The 14,615-nt window shown below is 73.8% G+C and carries 12 protein-coding genes; 5 read left to right on the top strand and 7 right to left on the bottom strand.

Annotated elements, in window-relative coordinates; translation table 11 throughout:
* Positions 1–333 precede the first annotated feature (333 nt).
* Both ADK60_RS13415 and ADK60_RS13410 read right to left on the bottom strand, forming a co-directional pair.
* Entirely contained in the window at positions 334–795 is a 462-nt protein-coding gene (locus ADK60_RS13415; protein WP_199839660.1) for an SRPBCC family protein, read from the bottom strand.
* Positions 796–871: 76 nt separating this feature from the next.
* On the bottom strand, positions 872–1,195 hold the full coding sequence (locus ADK60_RS13410; RefSeq protein WP_053645887.1) for a hypothetical protein: 324 nt from the start codon (positions 1,193–1,195) through the stop codon (positions 872–874).
* 455 nt (positions 1,196–1,650) lie between these two features.
* Here ADK60_RS13410 and fxsT point away from each other — a divergent pair, with 455 nt between their 5' ends.
* The 3 genes from fxsT (at position 1,651) to ADK60_RS13395 (ending at position 6,975) form a co-directional block, all read left to right on the top strand.
* Positions 1,651–4,449: an FxSxx-COOH system tetratricopeptide repeat protein gene (gene fxsT, locus ADK60_RS13405; RefSeq protein ID WP_053645885.1), complete on the top strand. Its 2,799-nt coding sequence runs from the start codon at positions 1,651–1,653 to the stop codon at positions 4,447–4,449.
* A gap of 182 nt (positions 4,450–4,631) precedes the next feature.
* The gene (locus ADK60_RS13400; RefSeq protein WP_053645883.1) at positions 4,632–5,573 is read left to right on the top strand and encodes an ATP-grasp domain-containing protein; all 942 of its coding nucleotides are present in this window, start codon (positions 4,632–4,634) and stop codon (positions 5,571–5,573) included.
* A gap of 52 nt (positions 5,574–5,625) precedes the next feature.
* Positions 5,626–6,975 carry a cytochrome P450 gene (locus ADK60_RS13395; protein WP_053645881.1) on the top strand — a complete coding sequence of 450 codons (1,350 nt, stop codon included), beginning with the start codon at positions 5,626–5,628 and terminating at the stop codon, positions 6,973–6,975.
* Positions 6,976–7,024: 49 nt separating this feature from the next.
* Here ADK60_RS13395 and ADK60_RS13390 read toward each other — a convergent pair whose 3' ends face one another.
* The 3 genes from ADK60_RS13390 to ADK60_RS13380 all read right to left on the bottom strand — a co-directional run bounded on the left by ADK60_RS13390 (position 7,025) and on the right by ADK60_RS13380 (position 9,731).
* A complete protein-coding gene (locus ADK60_RS13390) occupies positions 7,025–8,125 on the bottom strand; it encodes a DUF5954 family protein (protein WP_053645878.1) in 1,101 nt (366 codons plus the stop codon).
* A 146-nt stretch (positions 8,126–8,271) separates the two neighbouring features.
* Positions 8,272–8,856: a TerD family protein gene (locus tag ADK60_RS13385; RefSeq protein ID WP_053645876.1), complete on the bottom strand. Its 585-nt coding sequence runs from the start codon at positions 8,854–8,856 to the stop codon at positions 8,272–8,274.
* A 227-nt stretch (positions 8,857–9,083) separates the two neighbouring features.
* Positions 9,084–9,731 (bottom strand): class I SAM-dependent methyltransferase, encoded by a 648-nt coding sequence (locus ADK60_RS13380; protein WP_053645874.1) that lies wholly within the window; start codon positions 9,729–9,731, stop codon positions 9,084–9,086.
* Between the two features lie 287 nt (positions 9,732–10,018).
* Here ADK60_RS13380 and ADK60_RS48080 point away from each other — a divergent pair, with 287 nt between their 5' ends.
* On the top strand, positions 10,019–12,400 hold the full coding sequence (locus tag ADK60_RS48080; RefSeq protein ID WP_053645872.1) for a glycosyl hydrolase family 18 protein: 2,382 nt from the start codon (positions 10,019–10,021) through the stop codon (positions 12,398–12,400).
* 93 nt (positions 12,401–12,493) lie between these two features.
* Here ADK60_RS48080 and yidD read toward each other — a convergent pair whose 3' ends face one another.
* Positions 12,494–13,129, bottom strand: coding sequence for a membrane protein insertion efficiency factor YidD (gene yidD, locus ADK60_RS46470; protein WP_234371063.1), 636 nt, complete (start codon positions 13,127–13,129; stop codon positions 12,494–12,496).
* Between the two features lie 113 nt (positions 13,130–13,242).
* On the bottom strand, positions 13,243–14,016 hold the full coding sequence (locus ADK60_RS13365) for a bestrophin-like domain (RefSeq protein ID WP_045943423.1): 774 nt from the start codon (positions 14,014–14,016) through the stop codon (positions 13,243–13,245).
* Between the two features lie 335 nt (positions 14,017–14,351).
* Here ADK60_RS13365 and ADK60_RS46465 point away from each other — a divergent pair.
* On the top strand, positions 14,352–14,615 hold a 264-nt coding region (locus ADK60_RS46465), incomplete at its 3' end, for a hypothetical protein (protein ID WP_234371062.1).

Here is a 14,615-nt window from a genome sequence, read left to right as displayed (position 1 = left end):
CCCGCTCCCACCCCGTCCGGCACCCCGTCGGCGACCACCACCCCGAGCGCCACGACCTCCCCGTCCGCCGCGCCGTCCCCTTCGGCCCACCAGTAGTCGAGCCGCACCCCTTCGTTCCCAGGCCAACGGCTCGGGAGTACGGGGTGCGGTGGCACGGAAGCGAGACACGAGGGCCCGGCGCAACCGCCGGGCCCTTGTCGGTCATCAAGGCATGAACACGTGTACGCCGCTCCATCCACCGACGCCCCGTGGAACGTGTCCACTGTTCGGCGAGGTCTGCGCGGACGCCGCACGTACGGCCGGGCACCGCGACTCGTCGACGACGCCCGGCGGTCAGCGTCCGGCCCGCTGCTCCAGGGTCTCCTTCATGACCTGGGCGCCCCGGACGACGCGTGGCCGGACCTGGTCGACCATCTCGTGCGGCAGCACATCGGTGGTCCAGACCAGTCGGCAGTGCCCGTCGCCTTCCGGGAACACCTGGAAGGAGGCGTGGTGGTGGGTCAGCGGGATCCGGAACCCCTCGACCGCCGAGTAGGCGAGCCGGCGCAGGTCGTCGTCGACGCTCACGATCAACTCCCGCACGACCGCGCCGCCCGGCACCGTCAGGTACCGGGTGTCGCCGTCCATCCGGACGTCGAGGACGTAGCCGGGGACGAGACGCTCGTGCACCGCGCCGACGTCCCGGACCGCGTCCCACACGTCGTCGGCGCCGGATTCGATCGCGATGTCCTGAACTATGGTGGCGATGGCGTTTCTCCTTGCCCGTACTGATGACTGACGATCCGTGACGATCATTGTCCGTCAGAACGGGACCGGATCGGACCGGCGGAGCGCCGGGGAAGGGCTTCGCCGATCGGGCCCGGCAGGACGGTCAGGCGGCGTCCGGGCCGGGGTCCGGGTCCGGGCCGGGGCCTGCCCCGTCGGTACCGGCGGGGTTGCCGTCCGGTCGGCCGGGGGCCCGGCCGACCGGGGGGAAGGCGGCGATGAGTGTGGTGGTCACGGCGAGGCCGAAGTTCCCGGCGTTGACCGCGGTGGCTCCGGCGAGGGTCATGGCGATTCCGGCGATCGCACCGGACAGGGCGAGCCCGGCGAGCCGGGCGGATCGACCGGCGAGCCGGCCGCGGAGCCGGCGGCCGTGGGTCCGCCCGACCGGCCGCCGCGGATCGCGGCCGGTCGAGGGTGTCTGGTTGTGCACGCGAAGCCCTCCTCCCGTGCGGTCCGGCCCGCCGGCCGAACCGCCGTTCTCCGAGACCTCGGAATATCGTCATCCGATTCGATTCCGGAAATTTCGGTGCCCGTTCTCGCGGAAAAGTCCCCGTGCCGCGCGACGTCGCCGGAATCGTCCGGTGCGGCAGCGGAATTCCCGACAGCGCACCGTGTCTACAGATCACCATCCCTCGGGGCGTCCCGCCAGAACCGAAGCCGATCACGCGCCAGGTCCGGGCAGATCGCTCCTTTTCGCGGACAACGGTCCGACGAGTTGGGACGCGGCGCGTCCGGGATTGGCGCGGGACGCGTATGCTGTCGGACACCTCGGGACACCGTCGGACAGGCATGGGGGGCTGTGCGATCTCGATGAACGGGAACCCCACGGATCATCTCGATCCCGCTTCCGCCACGAGCAAGGAAGACCTTGCCCGCTGTCTGAGAATGCTGCGGATCCGCGCGGACAGCCCTTCCTACCGGGACTTGGAGAAGCAGGCGCTCCAGATCGGCCGCTCGCTGCCGAGGACGACGCTCGGCGAGGTCCTGTCCGGCCGCCGCTTCCCGAGCAAGGCGTTCCTGCTCGCCTTCGTCGAACTGTGCGGCGTCGACCCGGCCGCCGAGCCGACCTGGGAAAGTGCCTGGAACCGCCTGGCCGTCCGCTACAAGGCCGACGTCCGCGCCGAACCGAGACCGGGCGCGGAGGACCCGCGCCCCGACCTGTCCCGCCAGGAGCTCCGGGCCACCCGGCAGCGGGTGCGGGAGCTGGAAGAAGAGGTGGCCGAGCTGCACGCCGCCTCGACGGCTCGGACCGAGGCGTCCCGACGTGCCGGGGAGGCCGTCGGACGGGCCGTCGAAGCATGGACGGCGGTGGCCGACGAGCTCGACCGACGGGGCGAGCGTGCGCTCGCGGCCCGCGCACGCACCGCCCTCGCCGAGCTGGCCGAAGCCGAGTCCGCCGGAGCCGGAGCGGGGGTGAGAACCGCAGCCGCGGCCGGGGCGGGAGCCTCGGCCCCACCCCCCGAGCGGACCGCCGCCGGTCCCGTCCCCGGCCTCGTTCCGCCCGCCCGGTCGGCGCCCGAGGCCGACCCGGACGCCGCACCGCTGCCCGGCCGGGTCAGTGGCAGCCTCCCGGCGGTCTGGAACGTCGAGCCCCGCAACCCGGAGTTCACCGGCCGCGACACCGTCCTGGCCGACCTGCGCCGCCGCCTCGGCACCGGGAGCACCGGCGGGGTGCAGGCCCTGCGCGGGGTCGGCGGCGTCGGCAAGACGCAGATCGCGATCGAGTACGCCTGCCGGTTCGCCTCCCACTACGACGTGGTCTGGTGGATCGCCGCCGAGGACCCGGCACTGATCGGCGAGCAGGTGGCGGCCCTGGCGGTGGAGTTGGCGCTCGCCGAGCCGGGCACCGACACGGCGACGGCCGTCGCCGTCCTCAAGGCCCATCTGCGCGGCCGGAACCGCTGGCTCCTGGTCTTCGACAACGCGGACGACCGCGCCGGGGTGGCCAAGTGGCTGCCGGGCGGCCCCGGCCACGTGCTGATCACCTCACGGGCCGGCGGCTGGGAGAGGATCGCGGCCACCGTCCCGGTCGACGTCATGGAGCGGGACGAGTCGGTGGCCCTGCTGCGCACCCGCCGCCCCGAGCTGAGCCCGGAGGACGCGGATCTGCTGGCGAGCGCCCTCGCCGACCTGCCGCTCGCGCTGGCCCAGGCGGGCGGCTTCCTCGCCGAAACGGCCACCCGGGTCGGCGACTACCTGGCCCTGCTGGACACCCACGCGACGGCGGTGCTGACCGAGGGCAGCACCGGCGACTACCGCAAGCCGCTCGCGGGGGCCATCGACCTCAGCGCGACGAGGCTGGCACGGCTGGACCCGCTCGGTCTGGCGGTGGTGCGGCTGTGCGCGTTCCTCGCCCCGGAGTCCGTCCCGGTGCACTGGCTGCTCGCGTTCGGACGGTCGACGGCGGCCCGGGCCCCGCAGGACCACGGTCCGCACACCCCCGGCGGCCCGCTGGCCGCCCTGGCGCTGGCCGACACCGACCCGGTCGCCCTGCACCGGGGCGTCGGTTCGGCCGTCCGGCTGGGCCTGGCGACCAGCACCCATGACGGCGTCCGGCTGCACCGCCTCGTCCAGGCCGTCATCCGGGACCAGTTGGGCGCGGACGCCGCCGACGTGCGCCGTCACGCGCGGACCGTTCTCGTCCAGGCCGCGCCCGGCGACCCGGAGGACCCAGCCACCTGGGCGACCTGGGCCCGGGTGGTGCCACACCTGCTCGCCGTCGACCCGGGCGGCGCCGACTCGCCGGAGCTGCGCGACCTCGCCTGCGACGCCGCCTGGTACCTCACCGAGCGCGGCGACTCCGAGGCCAGCGCCCGCCTCGCGGTGGACCTCCACACCCGCTGGACGGCCGCCTCCGGTCCCGACGACCGGCACGTGCTCTGGGCGGGCCGCTGCCTGGCGCGCGCCCACCGCGAGCAGGGCCGGTACGAGGCGGCGCACCTGCTCTACGAGGCGTCGATGCCGCGCAGCCGCCGCGCCCTGGGCGAGGACGACCCGCAGACCCTGCGGCTGGCGCACGGGCACGCGATCAACCTGCGCCTGCGGGGCCGTTACGAGGAGTCCCAGCGGCTCCAGGAGGACACCCTGGCCCGGTACCGGCGCCTGCTCGGGCACGACCACCCGCACGCCCTGCACTCGGCGAACCACCTGGCCGCCGACCTCAGCGCGCTCGGCCGCTACGAGGAGGCCCGCGAACTCCACGAGGAGACCCTCGCCCGGTACCGGCGGGTGCTCGGCGACGATCACCCCGACACCCTCCGCTCGGCGAACCACCTGGCCGCCGACCTCAGCGCGCTCGGCCGCTACGAGGAGGCCCGCGAACTCCACGAGGAGACCCTCGCCCGCTGTCGGCGGGCGTTCGGCGAGGACAGCCCGCACACGCTCCGGGCAGCGGACTCCTACGGCACCACCCTGCGCCGCCTGGGGCGGTTGGACGAGGCGCACCGCCTCCAGCGGGAGACGCTGGCGCGGTACCGGCGGGTGCTGGGCGACGACCACCCGCAGACGCTGCGGACGGCGCACAACTTCTCCGAGACGCTCCTCGCCCGGGGAGAGACCGACGAGGCCCACCGGCTCCAGGCCGACGCCCTGGAGGCCGTCCGGAGGGTGCTCGGCGCGGACCACCCGGAGACCCTCCACGCGGCCCGGCACCTGGCGCTCATCCGGTCCGGCCTGGGCCGCTGAACGGACGGGATGCGCAGACTTCCGCCATTCCTGGGACAACCCTGGCCGCCGGCGGTCAGGACATTCTACGATTGACCGACACCGGTCAGTAATCGGCACATCGATCGCGTGGGAATTCCCCGGGCCGGCCAGCTGGTAGCTTACTGCCGCACTGCCGCCCCCCCAAGCCGAGGAAATGGCCGATGATCGATCCTAAGATCGCACTGGTAATGGCTAGGCCCCGTCCGGAAATCAATGCCGACCATGACATGCCCCTGCTCCTCCGGGCGCTTTCCGAGGCGGGTGCCGACGCAATCTCTGCGGAATGGGACGATCCGGGCGTCGACTGGTCGGAATTCGATCTCGCGGTGATCCGTTCCACCTGGGACTACACCTGGCGGAAGCCCGAATTCCTCGACTGGGTCGACCGCTGCAGCCGGGCGACCCGGCTGGCCAACCCCCCGGAGGTGGTGCGCTGGAGCTCGGACAAGAGCTACCTCGGCACCCTCGCGGCGGCCGGCGTCCCGGTCGTCCGTACCCGCTACCTGGCCCCCGGCGACCCGGCCGACCTGCCGGACGACCACGAGTACGTGCTCAAGCCGGTGATCGGCGCCGGTGCCCGCTACGCCGCCCGCTACCGGCCCGAGCAGCACGACGAGGCGCGCGACCAGGTGGCCCGGATGCACGCCGAGGGCCTCACCGCCATCCTCCAGCCGTACATGAGCGGCATCGACACCACCGGCGAACGGGCGCTGGTCTTCGTCCGAGGACGGTTCCTGCACGCGATCCGGAAGAACGCGGTGCTCTCCCCCGACGTGCCGTTCGACCAGCGCAAGGTCGCCCACCCGGGACTCCAGCCGTGGTCGCCGACCCCCGCCGACCTGGCGGTCGCCGAACGGGCGCTGGCCACGGTGCCGGGCTCGGCGGACCTGCTGTACGCCCGGGTGGACCTCGTCGACAACGCCGACGGCACACCCCTGGTGATGGAGCTCGAACTGGTCGAGCCCAACCTCTTCCTGGCCGCCCATCCGGACTCGATGTCCACCGTGGTCCAGGCGATCACGACGACAGCCGCGGCCGCCGCGGCCCAGCGCGGCACCCGGCGCCACGCCGAGGACGACCGGGCGGTCCACGAACGACGCTGAGCGGGGACCACGACTGGCACCGGCCGACGCGGCCGGCGAGGGGGGACACGTCATGAATTCGGGCAGCGACACCGGCACCGGGGCAGTCGGCAGGGGGGCAGCCGGCGTCGGATCGGCCACCGACCCGACGGCCGACGCGAACGGAGAGGCGGGCGAGGCTGCGGCCGGGTCGGGCGTGCTTCCGTTCGCCTGCCCCGCCGCCCTGGCCGAGCCGCCCGGGTTCGCCGCGCTCCGCGAGCGCGGCGGCCTGGCCAGGCTTCCCACCGCCACCGGCGACCGGGCCTGGCTCGTCACCGGCCACGCCGACGTCCGCGCGCTCTGCGGCGACCCCCGGATCGGCAAGTCGCACCCCGACCCGGCCCGCGCGCCCCGGCTCTGGGAGGCCGCGTTGCTCGGCCCCGAAACCAATCACGCCACGGCGGTGGCAGACCACCGGCGCTGGCGGACCACCCTCACCGAGGCCTTCGGGGCGCGCCGCGTCGAGCGGCTCCGGCCCCGGCTGCAGGCGTCCTTCGACGCACTGCTCGGCGCGCTGCTCGACACGGGCCCGCCGGCCGAACTGTGCGCGGACCTCGCCCGGCCCTTCGCGCTCGGCGTGATCTGCGACCTCATCGGCATCCCGGCGGAGCGGCGGGACGCGTTCGCCGCCTGGTCGGACCGGGTGCGCCGGGTCCCGGACCCCGGGGGGACGGCGGACGCGGCGGAACGGCGGGACCTCGACCGCACGATCGGCGAGCTCCTCGACCAGCGCCGCCGGGCCCCCGCCGACGACCTCCTCACCGAGCTCGCCGCCCGTGCCGACGGGCACGACAGGCACGACAGGCACGACGCAGCGCAGTCCGACACCCTGCGCCCCGACGAACTCCCGCACACCCTCAGCGGCATCCTCCTGGCCGGCTACGAGACCGTCGCCACCCGGCTCCCCTACGGCCTGCTGTACCTGCTCGCCCACCCCACCGCCCGCACGGCGCTCGCCGCCGACCCCGGCCTCGCCCCCGCCGCCGTCGAGGAGGTCATGCGACTCGCGGTGCCGGGCGGCAGCTGGATGCCCCGCTACGCCCGCACCGACCTGGAGTACGGCGGCAGCCGGATCGCCGCCGGCGACCTCGTCGTGTTCTCCTTCCAGTCCGCCAACCGGGACGAGCGGGTCTTCCCTGCCGCGGGCACCCTCGACCTCGGCCGCACGCCCAATCCCCATCTGGCCTTCGGCCACGGCAAGTACTTCTGCCTGGGCGCCGGACTGGCCCGGCTGGAGCTGCGGATCGCATACGAGACGTTGTTCCGCCGCCTGCCGGACCTCCGTCTCGCCTGCGCGCCGGAGGAGGTCCCGGTCGACGGCGCGAGCGTGACCGGCGGCCTCCGCACCCTCCCCGTCAACTGGGGCCGCCCCACTGACAGGTGACGAACACGCCACCGACCGGGCGTGGCTGCGCGCGCTCCGGAGCGGTCCCTCAGCCCTCGTCCCCCTCGTCCTCGGCCCGGTCCAACTCGCCCTCGTCCTCGTCCCGGTCCTCCTCGCTCTCGTCCTCGGCGTAGAAGATGCCCGCCTCGCGGTCGCGCTGTTCCTGGACCCGCAGCGGGAGTTCCGGGTCCCAGTCCGAACTGCGGGGCAGTTCCGGGCCGTCGGGGCCGAGGCGGACCACGGGCTCGACCCGGACCAGCCGGAAGTGGCGGTCCGCGGCGCGGAGTTCGTCGGAGCGTTCGGCGTCCAGGCGGTCGGCGGCCTCCGCGTACCGGGCGAGTTCCTCCTCGCCGAGGTGCGGGTCCAGCCGGGGGGCGAACTCCCGGAGGTAGGCGGCCAGGGTGTCGCGGGCGTGCTGCGGGGTCTCGCAGGCGCCGGTCATCGGGCCCCAGCCGCCGTCCCGGTACTCCGCGACCGCGCAGTGCACGGGCAGCACCAGCACATTCGGGTAGAGCTGGGAGGAGCGCCGCGCCTGCTCCCGGACGTCCTCCGGGATGGAACGGCCGGTCGGCACCAGCGACATCATGTCCAGCCGCAGGATCCCGTCGACCAGGGTGACGCCCGCCGCCGGGTCGATCACGAACCCGTTCGTCCGGGGCGGCAGCCGGTGCCCCTCGCCGACGGCGGCCGGGTCCGGGTCGGTCGGCCGGGGCGGCTCGATGCCGTCCGGGCCCGAGCGCAGCACCTGCTCGGCGCGGAAGATCCGGTAGTCACGCCCGCCGGCGGAGATCTCGTCGAGCGCCTCCCACTCCAGCCGCTCGTAGGCCGCGCTGTAGGAGGCGCGCTCCTCCTCGTCGAGGTCCCGGTCGGCGGCCTGGCTCGAACCGGGCTCGGCGAGCGCCCAGGCCCGGAACGCGTGTCCCAGGTCGTCCCGGGCGGCCTGCGGGGTGGTGGCGTGGAATTCGACGATCCGCCAGGTGCCCGAGCCGGTGCGCTCCAGGCTGCCGAAGACCGGCGGCATCATCATCAGATTCGGGTACTTCTCGCGGGATGCCCAGGCCTCCAGACCGGCCACCGCGGCAACCGGGTCGTCCGTGTGGGTGACCCGGATCGTCAGGTGCTCCGGCAGCTGCGCAGCGTCATCGTCCATGCGGCCAGTGTTAGCGGACCCGCCGAGAGCCCCGCAGGGTAATCGCGGAACTCCACCCGACCGGGCCCGCCCGCCGTCGGCCGGGCGCGCGGGAGCCCGGACCGGCCCGTCCGGGACACCCGGGCGGGCCGCGCGGCCGAGGTGGTTCAGAGGTACTTGAGCAGCTCCGGCATGAGGTCCTGGAAGGTGCGGCCGCCGGCCGGCTGCCCGATCGCGGTCATCTGCCAACCGGCCTGGGTGCGCTGCATCTTGGCCATGATCTGCGCGGTGTAGGCGCCGCCGCCGGTGAGCGTGTACCGGGCCAGCTCGGTGCCGCTCTGGGTGTCGACCAGCCGGCAGAAGGCGTTCTCGACCTCCTGGAAGGTCTGGCCGGTGAAGGAGTTCACGGTGAAGAGGATCTGGTCCACCTCGGCCGGTACGGCGTTGAGGTCGACGGTGATGGTCTCGTCGTCGGTCGCGTCCCCGGCGCCGCCGGTCAGGTTGTCGCCGCTGTGCCGCACCGAGCCGTCGTTGCTGGTGAGGTGCTGGAAGAAGACCACGTCGACCGGCTTGCCCCCGGAGAACAGCACCGCCGAGGCGTCCAGGTCGATCTCCTGGGAGGCGAACAGCTTGGCGAGGAAGCCCTTGCGCTGCGCCGCCCGCCAGCCGAGGCCCATCCGTACCACGCCCAGGCGGCCTCCGCCCGGCTTCTCCAGGCTGAGCTTCTGCCCCTTCGCCAGCGAAACGCTCATCGCGCCCTCCTCGTTGATCGCACTCGCGCCTTGAATCTACAGCACTGTAGATCTTTTTGGCGCTGCGGGACGCCTTCGTCCCGGGACACCTGCATACCCCGTGCGACCGCCGCGGATGCGGGCGACACCGCACCGCACCCGGTCGGGGCGACTGGTGACGGGCGGCAGGCGACGGGCGGCGGGCGACGGGCGGCGGGGCGGGCGGCCCCGGGCAGGCGGGCTTCGGGTCAGGCCGGCCGCTCCAGCCGGACCAGGGCGTCCACCGCCACCACGCCACCACCCTCCGGCCTTCCCCGGTCCCGGTGGCCGGCCTCGGCGGCGACCGGGCGGAGGGCCCGCTCGGCCCGGACGGTCCGCAGACCGGCGCCGGCCAGGTCGGCGAGCACGTCCTCGGCGGTGTAGAGCACGGCCGGGTCCTGCGGGCCGCCGACCCCCTCGGTCAGGTTGGCGGAGTCGTGGCCGACCACCAGCAGGGTGCCGCCGGATGCGAGCGCCGCTGCGGCGCGCCGCAGGGCCGCCCGGCGGTCCTCGGCCGCGAGTTGGAGGTAGGCGACCACGACCAGGTCGTAGCCCTCCGGCGGGGCCTCAAAAGCCCGGGCGTCGCCGTGCCGCCAGGTCAGCCGGTCGGCGACCTCGTCGGGCAGCGAGGCGGTGAGCCGTTCCGCGCGGCCGAGGGCGACGGTGGAGAAGTCGAGCCCGGTGACCTCCCAGCCGAGACCGGCGAGCCAGATACTGTTGCGACCCTCCCCGGCAGCCAGGTCCAGGGCCCGTCCGGGTGCGAGTCCGGCCAGTTCACGGACCACCCAGCGATTGGGCTCGGTGCCCCAGACCAGCTCGCTGGCGGCGTAGCGTTCGTCCCAGGCGCGGCTGTCCATGGCCGTTCTCCGTTCGACGCGGGGACTTCTCGGGAGGCCACCGTACCGGTCCTCCCGGCCGACCCACCGGTCCGCGATTCATCCACCGGGCACCCTTGACGGCGAATATTGGTCCAGTCCAATCTGTGATGTCGTGATGCGCCGGCCCCGGCCGGTCCGCGTCCGGGCTTCCGTACTGCCGCACCACCTTCACCCGGCCGCGCGCCCCCACAGCGCCCGGCCCGGCTCCCCAGGCCCACCCGGGCCGTCGCACCGCCGGAAACCCCACTCCTCCGGAGGACAACCGCATGCACGACCGTGTCATGTCCGCGCGCCCTGGCGAGCGCCGGGCCGTCGCGCCGCGCCGCCGAGCGCTCGCACTCGCCCTGGCCGCCACCCTCAGCACCGGCGGCGCCGCCCTCGCGCTCACGCTCGACACCGCCTCGGCCGCCGCCGTCAACCTGCTGACCAACGCGGACCTGGAGACCGGCACCCTGGCCGGCTGGACCTGTGCCAACGGATCCGTGGTCACCACCCCGGTCCACGGCGGCGGTTACGCGCTCAACGGCGCTGCCTCGGCCTCCGACACCGCCGAGTGCCGGCAGACGGTCACCGTCCTGCCGAACACCATCTACACCCTGGCCGGCTGGGTCCGGGGCAACTACGTCTACCTCGGCGCGACCGGGACCGGCGTCAACTCCCAGAGCTGGACGCCCGGTACGGGCGGCTGGACGCAGCTGAGCAGCACCTTCACCACGGGCGCGAGCACCACCTCGGTGACGGTCTTCACCCACGGCTGGTACGGCACCGGCGCCTACCAGGCCGACGACCTGAGCCTGACCGGCCCGGCCGGGCCGACCGGCACCGCCAGCCCGACGGCGACCAGTAGCCCGACGACCAGCCCGACGGCGACGAGCAGCCCCACGACCAGTCCGACCGCCACCGGCAGCCCCACGACCAGCCCCACCGTGACCACCAGCCCGACGGCGTCGAACAGCCCGACGGCCACCGGCAGCCCCACCGCGACCGGGACCGCGACGGCGACGCCCACCGCCACCTCGACGGCCACCGGCCCCGCCGGGGACGGCAAGGTCACCACGCCGGCCGGCGTCACCGTCACCAAGGTCACCCACAACGCCGTCGTGCTCAAGTGGCAGCCGTCCACCGCGACCGCCGGTGACGCCCCGGTCGCCTACAAGGTCTACGCGGGCGACCAGTTGGTGGCCACCTCGATGGGCACCTCGGTGGCGGTCAGCTCACTGCTGCCCTCCCGCGGCTACGCCTTCACCGTCCAGGGCTACTCCGGCAGCCATGCCTCCGCCCAGTCGGCCCGGGTGAGCACCACCACCACCGCGGCGCCCGCCACCAGCCCGTTCCGCTCGGCCTACTTCGACCAGTGGGGCGTCTACGAGAACGCGTACCACGCGAAGAACGTCGACACCAGCGGCGCCGCCGGCAAGCTGGACGTCATCAACTACGCGTTCGCCAACATCCACCCGACCAACCTCACCTGCTTCCAGGCGGTCAAGGCCTCGGACTCGGCGAACGAGAACAACCCCAACGCCGGCGACGGCGCCGGTGACGCGTACGCCGACTACCAGGCCGACTACAACGGCGCGGCCAGCGTGGACGGCAGCGCCGACACCTGGGAGCAGCCGCTCAAGGGCAACTTCAACCAGCTGCGCCAGCTCAAGGCCAAGTACCCGAACCTGCGGTTCACCATCTCGATCGGCGGCTGGACCTACTCCAAGTACTTCTCGGACGCGGCGGCCTCCGACGCCTCCCGCAAGAAGTTCGTGTCCTCCTGCCTGGACATGTTCCTCAAGGGGAACCTGCCGACGAACGTCTCCGGCGACCCGGCGGGCGGCGCGGCCTCGGCGGCCGGTCTCTTCGACGGGGTCGACCTCGACTGGGAGTACCCGGGTTCGGCCGGCGGCCACACCGGCAACCACACCTCGCCCGCCGACAAGCAGAACTTCACCCTGCTGCTGAAGGAGTTCCGCACCCAGCTGGACACCCTCGGCAACGCCCAGGGCAAGCGGTTCCTGCTGACGGCGGCGCTGCCCAGCGGCCAGGACAAGATCGCCCAGCTGGAGACCGACAAGATCGGCGCCTACCTCGACTACGCCGACATCATGACCTACGACATGCACGGCTCGTGGGACGCCAAGGGCCCGACCAACCACCAGGACCCGCTGCACGACAGCCCGGCCGACCCGACCACGCCGATCACCCCGGGCAACCGGAAGTACAACATCGACACCACGCTCACCGCGTACACCACCGGCCTGCCGGAGTACGGGATCGCGGGCGGGTTCCCGGCGGCCAAGCTGGTGCTGGGCGTGCCGTTCTACTGGCGCGGCTGGACCGGTGTGCCGGCCGGCTCCGACTTCGGCCTGTACCAGAGCGCGACCGGTCCGACCCCGGCCAAGCCGCTGAGCGCGGAGGCCGGCCTGGCCGCCTGGAAGGAGCTCAACCCCACCGCCGCCAACACCCACTGGGACCCGGTGACGGAGTCCTCCTGGGTGTACGAAGGCACCAACTTCTGGACCGGTGACACCCCGCAGGCCGTCCAGGCCCGCGGCGCGTACGCCAGGAACAAGGGGCTGGCCGGGATGTTCGCCTTCTCGCTGGAGAACGACGACGCGGCCGGGACGATGCTCAACGCGATGAGCAGCAGCCTGAACTGACGTCAAGTCATGAACGGGGCCCGACCGGGACGATCCGGTCGGGCCCCGTGTGCGACTCGGCTCCCGCATCCGACGCGGCGCGTCGGGGCGGGATCAGCGCTCCGGCACCGGGTCGACGCCGTTCCTCCGCCGGGCGGCAGCGGGGCGGCAGCGCAGCAGCCGGCCGGCCGTGAGGCGGGCGCCGCGCACCGCGCCGTGCCGGTGCAGCGCCTGCACGGCATAGGTGGAGCAGCTCGGCGTGTACAGGCAGCAGTCGGGGCGCTTCGGGCTGATCTCGGTGCGGTAGTGGCGCACCGCGCCGTAGAGCACCCCGGCCACCAGGCCCTGCGGCGCGGGCGCGGCCCGGTCGGGCGTACGGGAACCGGCACCGCCTCCCCGGCCCGCGGTGAGGGCGAACCGGAGGCCGGCGGCCAGGGCCATCGGGAGCAGCGCGAGCAGGCAGGGCCCGTCGCATCCGCCGCCTCCCCCACCGCAGCCGCCGTTGCCACCGCCGCCGTTGCCACCGATCCGGCAGCCGCCACCGCCACCGTTGCCGCTGCAGCCGGGGGGCACGAAGTCGTCGAAGTCGTTGTCCTTCTTCCGCTCCCCGTGCCGGCGCAGGTAGGCCTTCCACTCCTGCTGCCGGCGCTTGCGGTCGCGCCGTTCCTCGGCCGGCAGCCACCACCAGGCACGTCCGGGACGCTGGGTCGTCGGGAACTGTTCACCCTGACCGGGCTGCTGGTACGCCACTGCTCGCGATTCCTCTCGGCGCGCACGCCGGGGCCGACCCCCAACGGCCCGATCAGATTATCGAAAGCCCGGATCGTGGGGGTCGGCCCGCAGGAGGATCCCGCGCTGTGTACTCAGCCGCTACCGCCACCCAGACCGGGGAACAGGTCGGTGAACGTCTGGGTGGTGACCGAGACGCTCCGGCCGAACGGGTCGTCGAAGTCCCAGATCAGGAACAGCAGGAAGGCGATCAGCGCGCTGAACGCACCGGCCAGGATCAACTCCCGGGTGGAGCGCCGGATCTGGAGGGCGAACACCATGCCCACCGTCACCACCGCGCCGACGATCAGGCCGAACCAGACCACGCCGGGCATGCTCGGGCCGGCGTTCTGGCCCCGCGCGTTGCGGGCGTCGTCGGCGACGCTGATCCGGTCCAGGACCGGCTGGTACGCCTGGGCCTCCAGGTCGGAGGCCGGGGGACGGGTCGCGACGTCGGTGCGCAGCTTGTCCAGCAGTTCGGTGCCCCGGTCGGAGATCTCACCGTTCTCGCGCATGTACGTCCACTCCACGTCGACCACGTAGGAGACGTAGGCGTCGACGTCGGCACGGATCTTGTCGCGGAACTCCACCGGGTAGACCTGCGCGCGCTCGCTCACCTCGTGCAGCGCCTGCGCCTCGCGGAAGACGTCGTCCTGCGCCACGCCGCGGGTCTCCCAGACTCCGGCGATGGCCAGGCCGAGCACGATCGCGTAGACCACGCCGATCATCATCGTCATGTACTCGATGACGTCGGGTGTCTCGTCGGTGTCCTCGTCCGCACCGGCGCGGCGGTGCCTCAGCAGCACCACCGCCACCACCACGGCACAGGCCGCCAGCATGGCGATGGCCAGCGCCAACCATTCGGACATCGGGACTCCTTTCTCGGTCGGGGATCGACAGGAGTCGATCGGATTCAGTCGGATTCAGTCGGACGGATGGGTCGGGCCGCACCGGGCCCGGCACACGGGGAACAGGAACGCCCAGCCCGGGAGGACCCGGGCAAGGGGGGAGGACTCGGGAAGGCCGGAAGGCGGGAGCGGAACGGGGAGCGGCGCGGTGTCAGGAGCCGCTCGAACCACCGGAGCCGCCAGGACCACCGGAACCGCCGGAACCACCGGCCCCGCTACGGCCGCCGGCACGGCCCCGGCCGCCTCCGCCGCCGCCCCGCGGGCGCAGTGCCGCCACGGCGAGTACGGCGGGCACGGTGACCACCAGCATGGTCCGCGTCGGCGAGTTGCCGTGGTGCACGGGTGGCGCCGGCACGGGCTGGGCCATCGGAACGGGCCGCAGCGTCGGGGCCGGGCGCACCGGACTGGGCGCCGGGGAGGCCGGGGTCGGCGTCGGGACCGGGGCCGGCGGTGCGGGGACGGCGGGCGCCGGGGGCGGGACCGCCGGTGCCGTGGACGGCCGCGGGCTCGCGGGTCTCGGCGAAGGCTTCGGCGGTGGCGGCGTCGGGGTGGGCGCGGGC

Origin of the sequence: Streptomyces sp. XY431 (genome assembly GCF_001279805.1) — a bacterium.
In the GTDB taxonomy this organism is placed as follows: domain Bacteria; phylum Actinomycetota; class Actinomycetes; order Streptomycetales; family Streptomycetaceae; genus Kitasatospora; species Kitasatospora purpeofusca.
The sequence above is the reverse complement of the archived record's forward strand: the minus strand, read 5'-3'. Positions and strand labels throughout refer to the sequence as shown.